This window comes from Loktanella sp. 3ANDIMAR09 (assembly GCF_001420005.1).
GTDB lineage: Bacteria > Pseudomonadota > Alphaproteobacteria > Rhodobacterales > Rhodobacteraceae > Loktanella.
Genome location: NZ_LJAK01000010.1, coordinates 39211 through 56906 on the forward strand (window position 1 = coordinate 39211; position 17696 = coordinate 56906).

At 59.4% G+C, this 17696-nt stretch carries 19 protein-coding genes; 11 read left to right on the forward strand and 8 right to left on the reverse strand.

Annotation, left to right across the window (positions count from 1 at the left end; genetic code table 11):
* Positions 1 to 12 precede the first annotated feature (12 nt).
* From AN189_RS14040 to AN189_RS14075, 7 genes are all read right to left on the reverse strand, one after another.
* Positions 13 to 822 carry a type IV secretion system protein gene (locus tag AN189_RS14040; protein ID WP_056037266.1) on the reverse strand — a complete coding sequence of 270 codons (810 nt, stop codon included), beginning with the start codon at positions 820 to 822 and terminating at the stop codon, positions 13 to 15.
* Positions 822 to 1976: a lytic transglycosylase domain-containing protein gene (locus AN189_RS14045; RefSeq protein ID WP_172794924.1), complete on the reverse strand. Its 1155-nt coding sequence runs from the start codon at positions 1974 to 1976 to the stop codon at positions 822 to 824. The genes AN189_RS14040 and AN189_RS14045 overlap by 1 nt, the downstream gene beginning before the upstream one ends.
* A gap of 255 nt (positions 1977 to 2231) precedes the next feature.
* Positions 2232 to 4607, reverse strand: a complete 2376-nt coding sequence (locus AN189_RS14055) for a type IV secretion system DNA-binding domain-containing protein (RefSeq protein ID WP_056037095.1) — start codon at positions 4605 to 4607, stop codon at positions 2232 to 2234.
* Entirely contained in the window at positions 4597 to 4875 is a 279-nt protein-coding gene (locus AN189_RS14060) for a type IV secretion system protein VirB3 (RefSeq protein ID WP_012187324.1), read from the reverse strand. Before AN189_RS14060 ends, AN189_RS14055 begins: the two co-directional genes overlap by 11 nt.
* Complete coding sequence (locus AN189_RS14065; protein WP_027246639.1) at positions 4868 to 5152, reverse strand: TrbC/VirB2 family protein; 285 nt, start codon at positions 5150 to 5152, stop codon at positions 4868 to 4870. The genes AN189_RS14060 and AN189_RS14065 overlap by 8 nt, the downstream gene beginning before the upstream one ends.
* Positions 5153 to 5259: 107 nt before the next feature.
* Positions 5260 to 5874, reverse strand: coding sequence for a lytic transglycosylase domain-containing protein (locus tag AN189_RS14070; protein ID WP_056037098.1), 615 nt, complete (start codon positions 5872 to 5874; stop codon positions 5260 to 5262).
* Positions 5875 to 5917: 43 nt separating this feature from the next.
* Positions 5918 to 6286, reverse strand: coding sequence for a hypothetical protein (locus tag AN189_RS14075; protein ID WP_056037100.1), 369 nt, complete (start codon positions 6284 to 6286; stop codon positions 5918 to 5920).
* A 201-nt stretch (positions 6287 to 6487) separates the two neighbouring features.
* On the opposite strand from AN189_RS14075, the gene AN189_RS19735 reads away from it, so the two are divergent.
* From AN189_RS19735 to AN189_RS14090, 3 genes are all read left to right on the forward strand, one after another.
* Positions 6488 to 6748, forward strand: coding sequence for a hypothetical protein (locus AN189_RS19735; RefSeq protein WP_056037269.1), 261 nt, complete (start codon positions 6488 to 6490; stop codon positions 6746 to 6748).
* A gap of 124 nt (positions 6749 to 6872) precedes the next feature.
* Complete coding sequence (locus AN189_RS14085; RefSeq protein WP_056037104.1) at positions 6873 to 7130, forward strand: helix-turn-helix transcriptional regulator; 258 nt, start codon at positions 6873 to 6875, stop codon at positions 7128 to 7130.
* A 166-nt stretch (positions 7131 to 7296) separates the two neighbouring features.
* Positions 7297 to 7521 (forward strand): hypothetical protein, encoded by a 225-nt coding sequence (locus AN189_RS14090; RefSeq protein WP_056037107.1) that lies wholly within the window; start codon positions 7297 to 7299, stop codon positions 7519 to 7521.
* A gap of 103 nt (positions 7522 to 7624) precedes the next feature.
* On the opposite strand, the gene AN189_RS19500 is transcribed toward AN189_RS14090, so the two are convergent.
* Positions 7625 to 8380: a hypothetical protein gene (locus AN189_RS19500; RefSeq protein ID WP_216597749.1), complete on the reverse strand. Its 756-nt coding sequence runs from the start codon at positions 8378 to 8380 to the stop codon at positions 7625 to 7627.
* A 202-nt stretch (positions 8381 to 8582) separates the two neighbouring features.
* On the opposite strand from AN189_RS19500, the gene AN189_RS14100 reads away from it, so the two are divergent.
* The 8 genes from AN189_RS14100 (at position 8583) to AN189_RS14130 (ending at position 17563) form a co-directional block, all read left to right on the forward strand.
* Positions 8583 to 8831, forward strand: a complete 249-nt coding sequence (locus AN189_RS14100) for a hypothetical protein (RefSeq protein WP_054540688.1) — start codon at positions 8583 to 8585, stop codon at positions 8829 to 8831.
* Between the two features lie 3 nt (positions 8832 to 8834).
* Positions 8835 to 9257, forward strand: a complete 423-nt coding sequence (locus AN189_RS14105; protein ID WP_056037110.1) for a type II toxin-antitoxin system VapC family toxin — start codon at positions 8835 to 8837, stop codon at positions 9255 to 9257.
* Positions 9254 to 11986 (forward strand): DNA methyltransferase, encoded by a 2733-nt coding sequence (locus tag AN189_RS14110; protein ID WP_056037114.1) that lies wholly within the window; start codon positions 9254 to 9256, stop codon positions 11984 to 11986. Before AN189_RS14105 ends, AN189_RS14110 begins: the two co-directional genes overlap by 4 nt.
* A complete protein-coding gene (locus tag AN189_RS14115) occupies positions 11983 to 12510 on the forward strand; it encodes a HEPN domain-containing protein (protein WP_056037117.1) in 528 nt (175 codons plus the stop codon). Before AN189_RS14110 ends, AN189_RS14115 begins: the two co-directional genes overlap by 4 nt.
* Positions 12511 to 12523: 13 nt before the next feature.
* Positions 12524 to 12661 (forward strand): hypothetical protein, encoded by a 138-nt coding sequence (locus AN189_RS19185; protein WP_157057502.1) that lies wholly within the window; start codon positions 12524 to 12526, stop codon positions 12659 to 12661.
* Between the two features lie 25 nt (positions 12662 to 12686).
* Positions 12687 to 14141 carry an ATP-binding protein gene (locus AN189_RS14120; protein WP_056037120.1) on the forward strand — a complete coding sequence of 485 codons (1455 nt, stop codon included), beginning with the start codon at positions 12687 to 12689 and terminating at the stop codon, positions 14139 to 14141.
* Between the two features lie 175 nt (positions 14142 to 14316).
* Complete coding sequence (locus AN189_RS14125; protein WP_056037125.1) at positions 14317 to 16365, forward strand: pseudomurein-binding repeat-containing protein; 2049 nt, start codon at positions 14317 to 14319, stop codon at positions 16363 to 16365.
* On the forward strand, positions 16358 to 17563 hold the full coding sequence (locus tag AN189_RS14130; RefSeq protein WP_056037127.1) for a GIY-YIG nuclease family protein: 1206 nt from the start codon (positions 16358 to 16360) through the stop codon (positions 17561 to 17563). Before AN189_RS14125 ends, AN189_RS14130 begins: the two co-directional genes overlap by 8 nt.
* The last annotated feature ends 133 nt before the right edge of the window (positions 17564 to 17696 follow it).

The following is a 17696-nucleotide window of genomic DNA, read 5'->3' on the forward strand; positions in this document are numbered from 1 at the left end:
ATGCCCCCGCGATTACTCGGCCCGCAGGTCCGGCAAGGTGAAATCCATGAAGCGCTGTTCTTCGGCGATGGTGGCGGCATCGATCACGCCGCCGGTGCCATCGCCCACGGTCTGGATGGCTTCGAGTTGCCACATGGCGACCAGTGCAATGGCGAGCTCCGCAGTCACGCGCGTGTTGAGATCGATACTTTCCTTGAGTTCGTCCATGTCGTCGATGAGCCCGACAAGGCGGTCTACCCGCTCGAGCGATTGGCCGGCGTCCTCATAGCTGTTCTGGGCCGCCGCCGAGACAAGGGCACCGGTTGTTGCCTGCGTCGCCACACGGTTGGCCCCGGGATTGCCGCTCGTGGCCATGTCCGAGAGGGTGTCATCGTCAAATCCGAGATCGGCCAGCACCCGATCCATCTGGGTTTCGATCTCCCCCGCGCCAGAACCGGACAGGCCGGAGAAATCCCCAGTCTTGATCGCCTCAATCGTGGCGAGGATGTCCCCGAACTCTTGGTCGAGCAGACCGTTCAACTCGTCTTCCATTTCCGTCCGGATGATTTCGGGAAGCTCGGCGAGGCGGGTGAGGGCCTCGTAGGTTCTTTGCAGCTCCGCGAGTTGATCCGTGAGTGTGGCAAGCTGTTCGCGGAGCTGCGTCAGCTGCTCGTTTTGCAGGATCTCGTCTTCGATCATCTGCCGCAGCTGCTGGATGTTTTGCGCGATGTTCTGGGTATCGACGACGGGCACGCCTTGTGCTGCGACAGGGGATAGGGCTCCCAGATGCAGGCCAATTCCAAGCGTTGTGGCCAAGGCCGCTCTCAGAAACTTCCGTCTCATCATTCAATCTCCCTGATCGTAAAATCCATGAACGCGCCTTCGGTCATGCGGGCGCTGGCCTGGGCCAGCTCTTCGGCGGAGAGCACGCGGGTGCGGGCGGCCTGAAGCCGGATGCGGGCGGCTACGAGACGCACCAGTTCGGCGCGGGCATAGGTGTTGAGCGCGACGCTCTCCTGCACGTCCTCGGTTTCGGAAATCCGCTCGACGATGTCCGCAATACGGAAGGCGGCCTGCCTAATCGCCGCAGGGGAATTGTTGCCATAGAAGGCCGCCCCATGACCCGTGAGGGAGAGGTTTGCATTTGCCAGAAGCGCGGGGTCGATCGTACCGAGCGCTTCGATCCCGCCGATGCGGCCCAGGTAGAGATTGTAGCGTTCGGGGATGACCTGAACGTAGTGCTGGGTCTCGCGGAAGGGTGGCACGCCCCCATATTCGAACACGCGACCGGGTCCGGCGTTGTAGGCCGCGAGGGCGTTGATGATATTGCCGTCAAAGGTGTTGAGCTGGGTCGCGAGATAGCGCGCGCCGCCATGCACCTGTAGGTAGGGGCTGTCATAATATTCCGGGTTGATGCCGAGATCGCTGGCCGTGCCAGGCATGATCTGGGTGAGACCATAGGCGCCGACGGGAGACCGTGCCCCGATCGTAAACCGGCTTTCCTGCCAGATCAGCGCTTGCAGCAACGCGCGCCACTGGACGGGCGAGAGCCCTGCGCGGCCAACACCCACAAAGCCGCTGGTCTCCTGGGCGACCCGGATGATGAGCTGCTCGATGTTCTCAGACGCATCCCCGAACATCTGCGCACCGCCGCGATTGGGATCGATGTCGGCATTGCCATAGACCGCCTCGACTGACCGGGCCGGATCCCCGCTGCCGCTTTCCAGCCCCAAGACCATAGCCGGCAAGCCCTGACCGCCGAAGCTGGTCTGGGCATCGAGGATGCGTTGCAGGGTTTCCAGCTGCTCCCGTTCGATCTCGGCAATGAGTTCGCGCACGGCAAGCTTGTCCGCCTGAACGGCCAAGTCAGCCTCGCGATCGCCAGTCTCGACGATGTCACGCGCGGTCAGCCCACTGTCATTGGTCGGCACGCCTTGAGACAAGGCGAGACCGGGCAGCAGGCAAAGTGCCAGGATATGAGGCAGGCTAGACTTCAATGTCGCCCTCCGGGGTGCCAAGGGGCGTGAAGCTGCAATCCGGCGCGACGGGTGCCGTGGACGCAAGGAATGTGAAGCAGTTCGCCTGCGGCTCCCGGTACTGGGTGCAGGAGGCCAGCGCGCCGAGCGTAGTGAGAAGCAACAGTTTGGAGTTTCGAGATCGTTTTGAATCGTTTGTTCGCTGCCTCTCGCTTCGCTCGAACGCGAAAAACGATGCAGGTTTCTTTGATGTATTCTCAAAACGCCATATACGGATCATGAAAGCCTCCAGAAGTCAGCGCGGTCGCGGTAATCGGGGCCGACGAGCGCCTCACCTTTCTCCATGCCGCCGAGGATGGTGAGATTGGGCCCAAGGGCGCTCAGATCGGCATCGACGACGATCGAGCCCTGATCGTCACGGATGAGCGCCAAGCGGCTGTTGCTGCCGGTGTTGAGAAGGACGTCGAGCTCCTTCTCCGTGAGGTTCAGCATGGCGTAGTCCGCAGGCTGCGCGCGGATATTGGGCAGCAGGATCTGCGTCGGCACCGCCTCGACGATGGTCTTGCCGGTCCGGGTGCGCTCAAGCTGGCTTGCGTATTGCGTCATCATCACCGCGACCGTGTTCTGCTTGCGCGCGGTCACCAGCCAGTTCGACAGCCGTTCGGCGAAATACGCGTTGTCGAGGGCCTTCCAGGCCTCGTCGATCACGATGATGGTCGGGCGGCGATCCTCGATCTCGCGCTCGACCCGGCGGAAAAGATAGGAGAGGACCGCCAGCCGTTCCTTGTCGGCCTCGCTGTCGAGAATGCCGGTCAGATCGAAGCCCACCACATCGCCTTTGAGCGAAAAAGTGTCCTCAAGGCTCTGCCCGAAGATCCAGCCATAGCGGCCGTCTTCGGTCCACTCGAGCAGGCGCTGGTGCAGATCGCCGCCATCATCGGTGGACACAAAAAGCGATGCGAAATCCCGCCAGTTCCGCAGGGCCGGATTGGTGGCCTGGGCATTCTGGCGCACGACCTCCTGGATGCGGTTGGTCTGCGCCGGGGTCAGGGGCTTGTCGGCGCGGTAGAGCAGGGTTGTGAGCCAATCCGAGAGCCAGGCGGTGCCGCGCGCATCGGTCTCGGTCCAGAGCGGGTTGAGACCCGTGGGCTGGCCGGCGTTCAGGGAGGCGTAGCGCCCGCCATTGGCGCGGACCGCCATCTCCATGCCAAGACGGTAATCGAAGACGAAGATCCGCGCCCCTGCTCGACGGGCTTGGGTCATCAGGAAGGCCGACAACACCGATTTGCCCGACCCGGGCCGCCCCATGATCAGGGTATGCCCGCTGGTCGGTTCTTTGTCGGGCGAGCCTTGCTCGTGATAGGAGAACCGGTAGGCGCTCTGCTCCGGCGTGGGCAAATATGTGATGACCCGGCCCCAGGGGGTAAGTGCTGCGGGTTTTCCGAGCTGCGTCCGGTGGAAGGCCGCGAAATCCGCGAAGTTGCGATTGGTGACGGCGCTGGCGCGGACGCGCTTGGGCTGGTTGCCGGGATGCTGGCTGAGGTAATGCGCCTTGGCCGCGACCCGCTCGCCAATCATTTTCACGCCCTCGGTCGCGGCGGCGTTCACGATCTCGGCGCTGAGGGTTTGCAGTTCTTCGAGCGTGTCGCAAAAGAGCGTCACGACCATGTGATGCTCGCCGAAGCTTTGGCGCTTGGCCTCGAGATCATCGGCGGCGATGTCGAGGGCTTCCAGGAGCGAAAGGGCTGCGTCCTGGCTGGCCTGCATCTGGCGCTTTTGCCGCTTGATGCGGCCCGCCATGAGGTTCGAATTGATCGGCGTGAAGGAGTGCGTCACGATCATGTCGACCGGCAGGTTCAGCATGTCGAACATGGTGCAGGAGGTGCCTTCCGAGTATTCTCCGATGGTGAAGCTCTTGCCGTAGCGGTGGCCCACGACGCCCTCGGAAAGCTCGAAATGGTCGCCGTGAAACGTCACGCGGGTATTGGCGACGTTGAAGGACAAAAAGCCGTAGGTGTTGGCCGGGTAGAGCGGCAGCTCGGTGCCCGTGTTGAGCGCGCCCAGAAACCCCACCAACTCTCCCGATCCAGCTGACAGCAGGCGCGGCTTGAGCTCGGTAAGCCCCGAGAGGAAGACGTTCACGGCCTCGCCGAGGCGCTGCAGGCGCTTGCGGGTCTCCTCCTTCAACCGATCGGGCGCGCTGCGGCTGAGAAACGGCAGTAGGCTTTTGGGGGGCGGGCGGTGAATGACGGTGAGCGTCAGTGTTTTGTCGCGCAGCCCACTGGTCTCGAGTTTCGCGCGCCAGCGCCGGTCCACCTCGCCCGCGAAGCTGTCCTCACGGATGAGGTCGAGATCAGGTTTGATGGCCTTGGAGACCTTGTGGACGTAATAGCTGAATTCCGGCCCGAGTTGCGCGACGATGCGGGCAAAAAGCGCCGTCACCTTGTCGAGATAGGCATCGTCCGTCGTGTAGCTGTTGATCCCCTCGAGCCGGATGCAGCGGAAGAGTTCGTTCACCCGTGTCCGCACGGTCTGGTCGTCAACGAGGCTCACATAGGGCAGCATATGCGCGAGGCGGGTCTCGCGCGCATACCAGTCCGGCGTCATTGTGCGGGGGTCGAGCGCAGCATCACGAGCTTCATCACGGGGCATAGCTGTCCCCGCCATGGATGGACCTGTTGCGCGTGGGCGGTGTCTCCTGCAGGGCCGTCATCATCACGTCGATGAAACGCGGGTCCCAATCCGCGGCCTTCCACAGCACCGGATAGAGCAGGGCGGCGACACCCAGCACCGCGATGTGCTGGACCCAGACGAACAAGAGCACCGAGCCAAAGAGCCAGACCATCGCATACATGATGGGCAGGCCCAGAAGCTTGGGCGGCCGCACGAGGCCGAGAAAGAGAGGCGCGCGCTCAGCCACCGGCAAAGACCGCGGCAACGATCGTCGGGGCAGCCGCGACACCAGCGATGCCCACGAGGACCCAGAGCGCCTGGCGCAGATCGATGATGTTGAAGAACCAGCTGAGAAAGACCCCGAGAACGGCCAGCGTCGCGATGACAACGCCAAGTGGGCCGGTCAGCGCATCGACGATGCCCTGTAACAGGCTTTGGATCGGGGAGAGATCAATGCTCTGGGCGAGGGCGGGTTCGGCAATCAGCAGGAATAGCGCCAGCGAGGCGACAAAGAGGTTTGAAATCCAACTTGTTTGGAAAAAGCGGTATCGCCAATGCACTGCCGCGCTGCGCGCTCTCGTGACATTGCCGATAAGTGTTTTGAGTAATGATTTCCAAAAAAGTTGGGACATCATGAATTTGATCCTTCCAATCGGGCCACGACGGCCATGACGCGGGCCACGTGGTTCTGGGTTTCTCGGTAAGGGGGAATGCCACCGTGTTGGCGCACGGCGTCCGGACCCGCGTTGTAGGCCGCCAGCGCCAGATGCGGATCGCCGAAGCGCTCCAGCATCATCGCGAGGTAGCGGGCAGAGCCGTCGAGGTTCTGTTGGGGGTCACTCGGGTCAACGCCGAGGTCGCGCGCGGTGTCGGGCATCAGCTGACCAAGGCCAATGGCGCCCGCATGTGAGATCGCATCCTGCCGATAGCCGCTCTCCACTTCGATATTGGCGCGGTAGAGGCTCAGCCAGCCCGTGACGGAAAGCTCCGCGCGCCTTAGGCCGGGGTGGCTGGCATAACGCAGGGCCGTGGTCTGAATCCCGGAAAGGACATCGGCGCGGGGCAGGGGAGTCGGGCGGGCAAGCGCCGCGACTTGGACGCCCTCTTGCTCGGCCTCTACCTCGCCGAAGATCGCGATCCCATCGGAGGCCGAACTCTGACCAATCCCGTCATTGTAGTTTCGAGCAAAGCTGCTTTGGGAGCGGGACGGGGTCAGAGAGCCGTCGCCCTCCATGACCAGGACCATTTGCGCTGAGGCAGGTGCTGCGACCAGCCAGAGACAGACGAGGTTAGTTGTCAGCGCCCTTGTCTGATGGGGCTTTGTTTGGCGGGGCGAGTTTGTGCGTACGGCTTGTACCCGCCTCAAGCGGCAGGTCGACATGCGCAAAGCCAAGGCCAATGAAGAAAGACACCACGCCGGAGATCGTCTTGAACTCGCGGATCTTGATATCGTTGTAGGTCGTCCGCGTGCGGGCGGTGACGAGGAGCTTTTCCACCCCGTCATCAGAGACAACGCGCATGATCCAGACCCCGTAATAGCTGGGGCCTTTCTTGTGTGCCGACTCCTGGCACAGGATTTCTGCGCTATAGCCGCTTTCCACGAGCTCGCGGAACCTGGCTTCCGTAACCACATTTGGTGCTTCGATGTCCCAGTTCATGGCCCGGCTCACGCTTTCTCCAATGGCGCAACCCCGGGCATTCCCACTTGAAGCCCAGAGTTACGGTAGTATACTATCAACCGCAAGATGTAATATCGTGCTTTAGCTGTAGTTTGGTCACGCAAACACTAGTCACGGCCAGTGTCCGCGATCAAGGAGATAACAGGTTTGAGAAACCGCAGGTTGAGAGGCCAACACCTATTGCGGGCTGTACCGATACTCCTGGTTGTCCCTGGCGCGGGTTTCGCAGAGTCCTGCTTCGCCCCGGCCCGTCCTTTTCTGCCAAGTGATTCGCAGGCGGCGCGGGACTATGCGGACATCATCCGTGGCGATTTCGAAGACTACATCCAGGATATCCAGAGCTACTTCCGTTGCCTCGACAGCGAACGCGCCCGCGCGTTCGAGGAAGCGAGGGAGGTCAGTGAGGACTACGGCCGGTTTCTGCAATTGGTAGGGGATTGATGGGCAGCCTCGGGAGCATCAGACTTGCAGCCCATGGAAACCAGACGCCGATAACACCCTCAAATATCTACTTTTTAGATAACAGATTTCATCCGCTAGCGACGTCACAAAAGGTATGTGACGCGTGGCAAAAACAATCAGAACAAATGGCCAGTTGGCGCTCGTCCGTGCGTTGGTTGATGCACGTCAGAATGCGGGTCTCAGCCAGCAGCAGTTGGCGGCGAAGCTCAAACGCCACCAGTCGTTTGTGGCACGCCTCGAAAGCGGTGAGCGTCGTATCGACGTCGTGGAGTTTACAGTCCTGGCGAGGGTCATTGGCTTTGATAAGGATGAAGTCCTGGCGATCGTTGAAGCCGCCACGGAGCCCGACCACCGGATTTGAGCCATTTCAACTTTCGAGAACACGGGAGCTGACTTCTCCCGGTGTTTATACGTTACCGCGAGGACGAACAGTAACCGATTTTAACGAGGGCCGGCACACGGTTGCAGCAACCGCTTTGGATCTGAGCTGCTATCCGCAACGCCAAATTGCAGGAAGTCAGTAAACAGTGAACGAAAATGAGGTTGAAGGCATCGCGATCGCCAATTTGATTGCAGCCGATGAAGAAACCATTGTCGGCTGGGTTTATCGCTGGAACACAGGTGCTCTGGCAATCCGGTGGGACATGCATGGCCCACAGCGCGTGTCAAAGATTTACCCGGATCTCTGCGATGCCGATAAAGCTGAAATTGACTTCGCGTCTCTCACGCAGCTGCCCTGTCGCAACGACTGACTTAGTAGAATATGGCCATTATGGCCCTCGATTGTGTGAGTGTGCCTGCGTTGCAGGTTTGATTTCGTACGAGGCTCTGCGCGACGTCGCGGCGCCTCAACAGTCAGTAATTGACCTGCTCGAAGCCGTAATTCCCGCTATAGTCACGCCACTCAACGAAGACGGATCTGTGATAAATGTTCGGGCAGTGCTCGCCCCACCGCTCGAGACCGGCATGCGCAGCAGGAAGCGCTGCGGGTGACGACGCCCTCCAAGAAAAATCGCCCTGGATCCCGTAGGTGCCGAGGACAACGACGGCGCTGCGGTTGCAGTCGCCATCTCGCCCGGATTCATGCTGGCGGGCATAACGAACGTCAAAGACGCGGATGGAGCGCACGAAATTGAATTCCGGCCCGCTGATATCGATGTCGGCGCGGTCTTCTACGAGCTGGAGGGCGTAATCAGCCCGCGCGAGGTTCCCCCAGACAGCGTCGGAGCCTTTCAGCCCGAGCATTCCGCCTGCCTCGGCTGCCTGACCGAAGAGCGGGGCTGAAGAGTTTGGTGGGGTTCCTGAACCACTATATAGGGCATCGAAGATCCGGTCCGTGGGGCGCGACCTGGCAGGCCCATCGTAAGACGCACCCATGGGGCAGCGCCAAATCTGCAGCGGCGGCTCCACCGGCCAAGGTGTGATGCGCCGGATAAACTCGGCCCGCGCGCGTGCGCATGGCACGGAAGCCGGCCACCCACCGGACAAACACAACAGGATGGCGCAATCGATCTGATAGGTTTGGGCGAGTGCTTGCGTCGGAACTGTTGGGCCGGTCAAGGCGAGAGCTAAAAAGGCCACCAGAGGGAGGTTTTTGAATTCGAAACGCATGGCAAGGACCCTTGACGATCTTCACCCAGCATACATACGAAAATATACTATTGCAACATTGGTGATGTGTATTGCGGTTGCGGTGGTCGGCAAGATCGCGAGCCGACAGCGTCGGCTTGCCCACCCTGAGGAAGCCATGCGTTCCAGCGATTAGCCTTGATCGCATTGATTGCGATGATTACACTCCTATCAGGAGGAGATCATGGCAAGCATTACCATCCGGAACCTTGACGATGACGTGAAGCGCCGCCTTCGCATCCGTGCGGCTGAGCACGGCCGTTCGATGGAAGAGGAGGCGCGCGAGATCTTGCGCCATGTTGTCGGCGAAGCGAAGCCATCCCACGATCTTGCCGCGGCCATCCGCGCGCGGGTCGCGCCTCTGGGTGGCGTTGATCTCGACCTTCCGCAGCGTGAAGCCATGCGTGAACCGCCCGCGTTCGACCAGGCCTGACGCGTGATCATCCTCGACACGAATGTCCTCTCTGAGCTGTTGCGCCCGGCTCCCGAGCCGAGGGTCGAGCAATGGCTGTCGGCGCAGGACGGGCTCAACGTCTATCTGACCTCGATATCGGAAGCGGAACTGCGCTACGGCCTCGCGATAATGGGAAACGGCAAGCGGCGCGCCGCGCTGGTTGATGCAGTGGACAGCATCCTGCGTGAGGACCTTGCGGGGCGCATTCTGCCTTTCGACAGCGCCGCCGCGCAGTCCTATGCCGCCATCTCCGCCGCACGACGGTCCGCCGGGCGAACGATCGCCCAGGCCGATTGCCAGATTGCCTCAATTGCCCACACCCGTGGTGCCTCCGTCGCCACGCGTAACACGCCTGACTTCGAGGGTTGCGATATCGACCTGATCAACCCCTGGACAGCCGAATGAACGCCGTTGAAATCGAACAAGCCGTTTCCGAACTCGCCGAGCAGCCTTTTGACGCGGCCGAGTTTCCCTATGCCTTCCTCATGGCCTTCGGCAACAAGGACACCACCATCAAGCGCCTGCGTACCGGCGCGTCGAACAAGTCCGATATCGGCGGCATTCTGCAGACCAACAACATCCATCTTGCGACCTGCGCCCCGGGAGACATCGCGGCGACCCTGACCGCCCTTCGTGATAGCCCCGCCACCACTCGTGCCAAGGCGAAGTTCATCCTCGCCACCGATGGCATCGACCTCGAAGCCGAGGATATCACCACCGGCGAAACCATCGCCTGCCGCTACACCGATTTCCCCGACCATTTCGGCTTCTTCCTGCCGCTCGCTGGCATCTCCACCGTCAAGCAGATCCGAGAGAGCGCCTTTGACATCCGCGCGACCAGCCGCCTCAACCGGCTCTATGTCGAACTGATCAAGGACAACCCCGACTGGGGCAGCGCCGAAAAACGCCATGACATGAACCACTTTATGGCGCGGTTGATCTTCTGCTTCTTCGCCGAAGACACCGATATCTTCGTCAGCGACAACCTGTTCACCGCCACCATCGACCAGATGGCCAACCGCGACGGCTCGAACACGCACGAGGTCATCGGCGAAATCTTCCGTGCGATGAACACCGCCATCCCCAAACGGGCCGAGGCCAAGCTGCCCCGCTGGGCCGACACCTTTCCCTATGTGAACGGTGGCCTCTTCTCGGGCAGCACCGATGTGCCGCGCTTTTCCAAGATCGCGCAGCGCTACCTGTCGCATATCGGCAGCCTCGACTGGACTCAGATCAACCCCGACATTTTCGGCTCCATGATCCAGGCCGTCGCGGATGAGGAGGAACGCTCGGTCCTCGGCATGCACTACACCTCGGTGCCGAACATCCTGAAGGTGTTGAACCCGCTCTTCCTCGATGATCTGCGCACGGAACTGGAAGCTGCGGGCGACAACGCGCGCAAGCTGGCCAATCTGCGCGCCCGGATGGCCAAGATCCGCGTTTTCGATCCCGCCTGCGGGTCGGGCAACTTCCTTGTCATCGCCTACAAGGAAATGCGCGCACTGGAGTATGAGATCAACAAGCGCCGGGGCGAGCCGCAGCGCCGCACCGACATTCCCCTGACCAACTATCGCGGGATCGAGCTGCGCGACTTCTCGGCCGAGATCGCGCGGCTGGCGCTGATCATCGCGGAATACCAATGCGACGTGACCTATCGCGGCCAGAAAGAAGCGCTGGCCGAGTTCCTGCCGCTGGACGCGCAGAACTGGATCACCTGTGGCAACGCCCTGCGGCTGGATTGGCTGTCGGTCTGCCCGCCCACGGGGACGGGGGTGAAGTTTCAGGCCGATGACCTGTTCATGCAGCCAGCGGATCAGGCGCAGATCGACTTCGCGAACGAAGGGGGCGAGACCTATATTTGCGGGAACCCGCCCTATCTGGGCAGCCAGTGGCGAACAACAGAACAACAGGAAGACATGGAGCGAGTTTTTGCACCTATTGCAAAGACCTATCGTGACTTAGACTATGTCGCCTGCTGGTTCGCAAAAGCAGTCCAGTATGGTAAATTCGTTGACTGCAAATCCGCCTTTGTGGCAACGAAATCGGTCTGCCAAGGCATCCAAGTGGCGATGCTATGGCCATTCATTTTTTCGAGTGGAGCGGAGATCTTCTTCGCTCATCGACCATTCACTTGGCAGAACCTCGCGAAAGCAAACGCAGGCGTGACAGTTGTAATCGTTGGGCTTTCATTTGCCGTATCAGAGCGAAAACGTCTTTTCGACGCAGAAAATGAGATGAGCGTGCCAAATATTGGCCCTTACCTCATTCCTATGGCAAACACGATCGTCGCAAAATCGTCGCACTCTTTGAATGACCTCCCTGAAATGGACTATGGCAACAAGCCTTCAGATGGTGGTGAGCTCATTTTAAGCAGAGAAGATGTGCAAGTACTTCTTGAGGATTTTCCGGAGGCTTCAGTACTTGTGAAGAAATACGTTGGTGCTCAGGAGTTTACCAAATCAAGTCATAGATATTGCTTATGGATTGAGAACGACCAAGTTGCACTTGCTAAGGCAATTCCTCCTATCCAGCGAAGACTAGATTCCGTCCGAGAAATCCGCTTAAGTAGTAAAGGGCTACAGTCGCAGAGCAACGCTGATACACCACATCGTTTTGTGTATGCGCCCCACAGGCAGGGTAAAGCGCTAATCGTACCATCGATCACGTCGTCCAATAGAGAATACTTGCCGTGCGGTTTCATCGACGACTCAACTGTCGCATCTAACAAATGCGCAGTTGTGTACGACGCGGAGCCCTGGCTCTTGGGGATAGTGGCCAGCTCACTACATCTACAATGGATTGCTAGTGTTTGCGTTAGAATGAGGAACGATTTCAGCTATTCCAACACTCTCGGCTGGAATACCTTTCCCGTCCCGAAACTGACCGAAAAGAACCGCGCCGACCTGACAGCGGCAGCGGAAGGCATCCTTCTGGCCCGCGAGGCGCATTTCCCAGCCACCATCGCCGACCTCTACGACCCCGAAAAAATGCCCGCCAATCTCCGCGCCGCCCATGACCACAACGACGAGGTGCTGGAACGCATCTACATCGGCCGCCGCTTCCGCAACGACACCGAACGGCTGGAAAAACTGTTCGAGATGTATACGCGGATGACGACGAAGGTGAGCGCATGAGCGGTCACCTCGCAGATCAGAAGCTGTTCGAGGAAATAGACGAGCGCTGGCAGCGCGCCGACGAATGGTCTTTCCCGAAGTCCATTTCGATAGGTTGGCCGATAGATGGAACACCCAAGGCCGAGGATTTCCGGCGCGTCAGTATCCAGTATTATCAGGCGTCGCGATCCATCTGCGAAATGGTGTCTGGCAACAAGATCGAGGATTACGTTGCCAGTTATCCGGTCATCTACTTGTTTCGGCACTCAGTTGAACTGGCGTTGAAAGCGGTTGCCCTGCATCAGACTGGATCAAGCAAAGGCGGACATGACCTCGCGACGCTTGCTGGTATGATCAAAGGGCTGCCAGAATGGGCGAAAGCCTGGATTGCCGAACTGCACCGATTGGACAAGAGGTCGACCGGGTTGCGTTACCCAGATACGGACGTTGCATTTTTTGAGGCGGGCTCACTGCTTTCTGACTGGCTGGAAAAGACTGAGAGGCTTCATTCGGCTTTGCTCGGGATGAGCCAGACCCGAATTTGATGAAAGTGATTGTATGACCAAAGGTATCCCCTCCGTCTCCGTCAAATACGCCGCCCACGGCAGTTCGACCAAGTCGAACGAGCTGGTTATGCACGCGATGCAGGAACGCGCCTATGAGAAGCACCGGTCGGGCGTGATGGTCAGAAAGTGAACATACAATGACCCTTGACCCTGTCATGAGCGCGGAACGCACCCGCAGGCTGGTCGACGATCTGCGTGCCAAACCAGCGGAAACCACATGGATCGAGTTCAAGGAAAACAATGCCGACGGGCCGTTGATCGGCAAGCTGATCTCTGCCTTGTCCAATGCTGCACGGCTGGCAGATCAGCACTATGCCTATGTGGTCTGGGGGGTGCGCGACGGCGATCATGCGGCTGTCGGCACGAGTTTCGAGCCGACCGTGAAAAAGGAGAAGGGGCAGCCGCTCGAACTGTGGGTGGCCAACCACCTCCAGCCGGGCATCGAGTTCCGGTTCGAAGAGGTCGATCATGACGGGCAGCGCCTGATCCTGCTGACTATCCCCGCCGCCGCAACCGCTCCGGTAGAGTTTGACCGGACCGCCTATTTGCGCATCGGCAGTGCCACGCCGCGCCTGTCCGACCATCCGGAACGCCTGCGTGCCCTCTGGGCCAAGTTGCAGCCCTACGCTTGGGAGACAGGGATAGCGGCCCAGTTCCTGACCGGTGACGATGTTCTTGAGCGGCTGAATTACGCCAACTACTTCGATCTTACGGGCCAGCCCTTGCCGGATAACAGGCAGGGGATCTTCGACAGGCTATTGGCGGATCGCCTGATCCAGAAAGATATAAGCGATCGTTGGAACATCACCAATCTAGGTGCAATCCTGTATGCCAAGAAACTTGCCGATTTCGGCCCCTCTGTGGAGCGCAAAGGCGTCCGTTTCGTGGCCTATGCCGGCACCGGACGTGCAGATGACGTGAGTCACCGCCAGGATGGCCAGCGCGGCTATGCAGCGGGTTTTCAGGGTTTGGTGGACTATATCGACGGTCTTCTGCCCCGCAACGAACTGATTGGTAAAGCGTTCCGCGAGGAGCGACCGCTTTACCCGTCGATAGCGATCCGCGAATTGATCGCCAACGCATTGATCCACCAAGACATGACAATCACCGGCGCAGGACCACTCATCGAGTTGTTCAGTGATCGAATGGAGATCACGAACCCGGGCGCCCCCTTGGTTAGCCCCGACCGGTTTTTGGACTCGCCGCCGCGTTCCCGAAATGAAGCCCTTGCGTCGTTGATGCGGCGGATGAAACTTTGCGAAGAACAAGGCACCGGCATCGACAAGGTGATCTCGGCGGTTGAGCTACACCAGTTGCCACCACCGGATTTCCGCATGGAGGGAGACGCCGTGCGCGTGGTTCTGTTTGCACCACGCCGATTTGCGGACATGACACCGGAAGAAGCCGTGCGAGCGTGTTACCAACATGCCGCGCTCAAATACGTAGGCGGTCAAAAGATGACGAACGCGACACTTCGGGAGCGGCTTGGCATCGACGACCAGAACGCTGCGCAGGCATCGCGGGTTATTCGCGCAACGCTGGATGCTGATCTGATCCGTCCTGCGGATGCTGAACGCCCTCGGGCCGGATATGTCCCCTCATGGGCGTGACGGGGACAACATTTGATCGGGTTTTGATTGTGCGTATGTGGGCTAGAGGGCGTAAGTTGGAAAATACATATAAATCATACTGTTACGATAGGCAGGGTGCGGTATCGCTACTTGATCGGGTTTTGATTGCCTGCCCCAAAGCGAATGATTCCGCGCCCCTCAGAAGGAAAACATCATGACACAGCAGGTTCCTTCCGTCTCTGTCAATTACGCGGCCAATGGAAGCTCGACCAAATCGAACGAGCTTGGCATGCGCGAAATGCAGGAGGGTGCCTATGAGAAGCGGGGCGAGCAATACCTGCTGATCAAGTCGCCCCCGGCCTCGGGCAAGAGCCGCGCGCTGATGTTCATCGCGCTCGACAAGCTGCACAATCAGGGCCTGCGCCAGGCCATCGTCGTGGTGCCGGAAAAATCCATCGGGTCCAGCTTCAACGACGAGCCGCTGAGCAAGTACGGCTTCTGGGCAGATTGGACCGTGCAACCGCGATGGAACCTATGCAACGCTCCCGGCGGGGATGACGGCAAGGTCGGCGCTGTCGGCAAGTTTCTGGCGAGCGACGACAAGATTCTGGTCTGCACCCACGCGACCTTTCGGTTCGCCGTGGACAAGTTCGGGATTGAAGCGTTTGATGATCGGCTCATCGCGGTAGACGAGTTTCACCACGTCTCTGCCAACCCTGATAACAAGCTGGGCACGCATCTGGGCGCACTGGTCGCGCGCGACAAGGTGCATCTGGTTGCGATGACCGGGTCCTATTTCCGCGGCGATGCCGAAGCCGTTCTGTCGCCCGAAGATGAGGCAAAGTTCGATACCTTCACCTATACCTACTATCAGCAGTTGAATGGTTACAAATACCTCAAGACGCTCAACATCGGGTATTTCTTCTATTCCGGGTCCTATGCGGACGACATCCTCAAGGTTCTGGATCCGACCGAGAAGACAATCCTTCACATCCCGAACGTGAACTCGCGCGAAAGCACCAAGGACAAGCATCGCGAGGTCGAGCATATCATTGACGCCCTGGGCGATTGGCAGGGAGCGGATCCCATCACAGGCTTTCAGCTGGTCAAGACGCCCGACGAGCGAGTCTTACGCATCGCCGATCTGGTGGACGACGAGCCATCCAAGCGTGACAAGGTTTCCGCCGCGCTGAAAGACTCCACGCAGAAGAACAACCGCGATCATGTCGACATCATCATTGCCCTGGGTATGGCGAAAGAAGGGTTCGATTGGATCTGGTGCGAACACGCCCTGACGGTGGGCTATCGTGCCAGCCTGACGGAGATCGTGCAGATCATCGGCCGCGCCACCCGCGATGCCGAGGGCAAGACCCGAGCGCGGTTCACCAACCTTATCGCGGAGCCCGACGCCGCGGCCGAAGCTGTGACCGAGGCAGTCAACGATACACTGAAGGCGATCGCTGCAAGCCTGCTGATGGAGCAGGTGCTGGCCCCACGTTTCAACTTCACGCCCAAGACCGTGAAAAGTGGCCCTGTCGAAGGGTTCGATTACGGCGAGGGCGGCTATGACCCCAACAAAGAGAACGTTGGCTTCAGCGAGGCCAGCGGACAGTTCCAGATCGAAATCAAAGGCCTGGTCGAACCCAAGAGCAAGGAAGCCAAGCGCATCTGCCAAGAGGACCTCAATGAGGTGATCACAGCTTTCGTTCAGGACAAGACTACGATCGAACGGGGTCTCTTCGACGAAGAGCTGGTGCCGGAGGAACTGACGCAGGTTCGCATGGGCAAGATTGTCGGTGCCAGGTTCCCAGAGCTAGATGCAGAGGATCAGGAAGCGGTGCGCCAACACGCAGTTGCTGCGCTGAACCTGACCCAAAAGGCGAAAGAGATCGCGCTGTCGAACCGCGATGACACAGAAACAACCGGCAATACCGCCTTGATCGACGGGGTGCGCAAATTCGCAATGGACGTGCGCGAACTCGACATCGATCTGATTGATCGCATCAATCCGTTCGGCGAAGCCTACTCGATTCTGGCAAAGACGATGAGCGAGGAAAGCCTTCGGCAGGTTCAGGCCGTCATCTCGGCGAAAAAGGTGCAACTGTCACCGGACGAGGCGCGAGATCTGGCGAAACGCGCCGTCAAGTTCAAGCAGGAGCGGGGCCGTCTGCCTTCCATCACATCGCCTGATCCGTGGGAGAAGAAAATGGCCGAAGGCGTCGCCTATCTCGCGCGCATGAAGCAGGAGGCTACCAATGGCTAAGGGTTTCACCGACGAAGACGACGCCCTCCTTGCTGAGCTTGGCGTCGAGGTCGAGGTCAAGAAGCAGCTCAGCCGCACACCACGCGAAGAACGCATCATCGCAGGTTTTGAGGAAATCTTGCGATTTGCAGATGAGCATGGCCGGCCTCCCCAGCACGGGGAGGATCGTGATATCTTTGAACGCCTCTACGCCGTGCGTCTTGATCAGATCCGCGACTTGCAGGAATGCCGCGACCTCCTTGCCCCACTCGACGAGCAGGGCCTCCTAGCAAACACTCCTGCGCCCTCAGCATCAGACTCCGATGACCTCGATGACGATGCCCTCCTCGCCGAACTGGGCGTGGAAGTTGCTAAATCACCTCTCACGGAATTGAAGCATGTCCGGTCAACAGCCGAGAAAAAGGCCGCCGATGAAGTCGCAAACCGCGAGAAATGCAAGGATTTCGCGACGTTCAAACCCTTGTTCGAGCAGGTCCAGAAAGAACTGGATAGCGGCTTGCGCGAAACTCGCCCGTTCGAGATGAAAGCCGAGATCGAGAAGGGACGCTTCTTCATCGTCAGCGGTCAAAAGGCCTATGTCGCCGACAAGGGCGAGACCATCACCAACGAGCAAGGTCGCACGGATGCGCGTCTGCGGGTGATTTTCGACAACGGGACCGAGAGCAACATGCTGATGCGCTCGCTTCAGCGCGCGTTGAACAAGGACGACGCCGGACGGCGGATCACCGATCCTTCGGCAGGGCCACTTTTTTCCGATCAGACACTCGACGGTGATGAGGCGAGCGGGATCATTTATGTTCTTCGCAGCAAATCCGATCATCCACTCGTCACGGCAAACCGGGAACTCGTGCATAAGATCGGCGTCACCAATATGAGCGTTAATAAGCGGATTGCTGGCGCGCACTTACAGCCGACGTTTCTGATGGCGAACGTCGAGGTGGTTGCGACTTATGAACTCTACAACATCAACCGAACAAAACTGGAGAACCTGATCCATCGCATTTTCGAACCCGCACGGCTCGAGATCGAAATCATGGATCGCTTTGGAAGGCCTGTGGTCCCACGAGAATGGTTCCTCGTACCCATCTTCGTCATCAACGACGCTGTTGAAAAGATCAGGGATGGCACAATAACGAGCTATCGCTATGATCCCCGCGCTGCCGAACTCAAACGGATTTCGGGGGAGATGCCGCAATAGATGCTGCGTGACACTCTATGGCACCTCGACCAGCGGGATGCATGGATCGGAGAAGGATTGCGCTTGAACTCGCGGAATATGGTCGAGCGCCATCACGTTCACCGGCACCCCAGCGTACCGCCAATCTTCTATC

Bases quoted from the DNA above. Each gene is read 5' to 3' on its own strand.
- AN189_RS14040 (WP_056037266.1), bottom strand. From the start codon at position 822: ATGAGACGGAAGTTTCTGAGAGCGGCCTTGGCCACAACGCTTGGAATT.
- AN189_RS14055 (WP_056037095.1), bottom strand. From the start codon at position 4,607: ATGCCCCGTGATGAAGCTCGTGATGCTGCGCTCGACCCCCGCACAATG.
- AN189_RS14070 (WP_056037098.1), bottom strand. From the start codon at position 5,874: ATGGTCCTGGTCATGGAGGGCGACGGCTCTCTGACCCCGTCCCGCTCC.
- AN189_RS14075 (WP_056037100.1), bottom strand. From the start codon at position 6,286: ATGAACTGGGACATCGAAGCACCAAATGTGGTTACGGAAGCCAGGTTC.
- AN189_RS19500 (WP_216597749.1), bottom strand. From the start codon at position 8,380: ATGCGTTTCGAATTCAAAAACCTCCCTCTGGTGGCCTTTTTAGCTCTC.
- AN189_RS14100 (WP_054540688.1), top strand. From the start codon at position 8,583: ATGGCAAGCATTACCATCCGGAACCTTGACGATGACGTGAAGCGCCGC.
- AN189_RS14110 (WP_056037114.1), top strand. From the start codon at position 9,254: ATGAACGCCGTTGAAATCGAACAAGCCGTTTCCGAACTCGCCGAGCAG.
- AN189_RS14115 (WP_056037117.1), top strand. From the start codon at position 11,983: ATGAGCGGTCACCTCGCAGATCAGAAGCTGTTCGAGGAAATAGACGAG.
- AN189_RS19185 (WP_157057502.1), top strand. From the start codon at position 12,524: ATGACCAAAGGTATCCCCTCCGTCTCCGTCAAATACGCCGCCCACGGC.
- AN189_RS14120 (WP_056037120.1), top strand. From the start codon at position 12,687: ATGAGCGCGGAACGCACCCGCAGGCTGGTCGACGATCTGCGTGCCAAA.
- AN189_RS14125 (WP_056037125.1), top strand. From the start codon at position 14,317: ATGACACAGCAGGTTCCTTCCGTCTCTGTCAATTACGCGGCCAATGGA.
- AN189_RS14130 (WP_056037127.1), top strand. From the start codon at position 16,358: ATGGCTAAGGGTTTCACCGACGAAGACGACGCCCTCCTTGCTGAGCTT.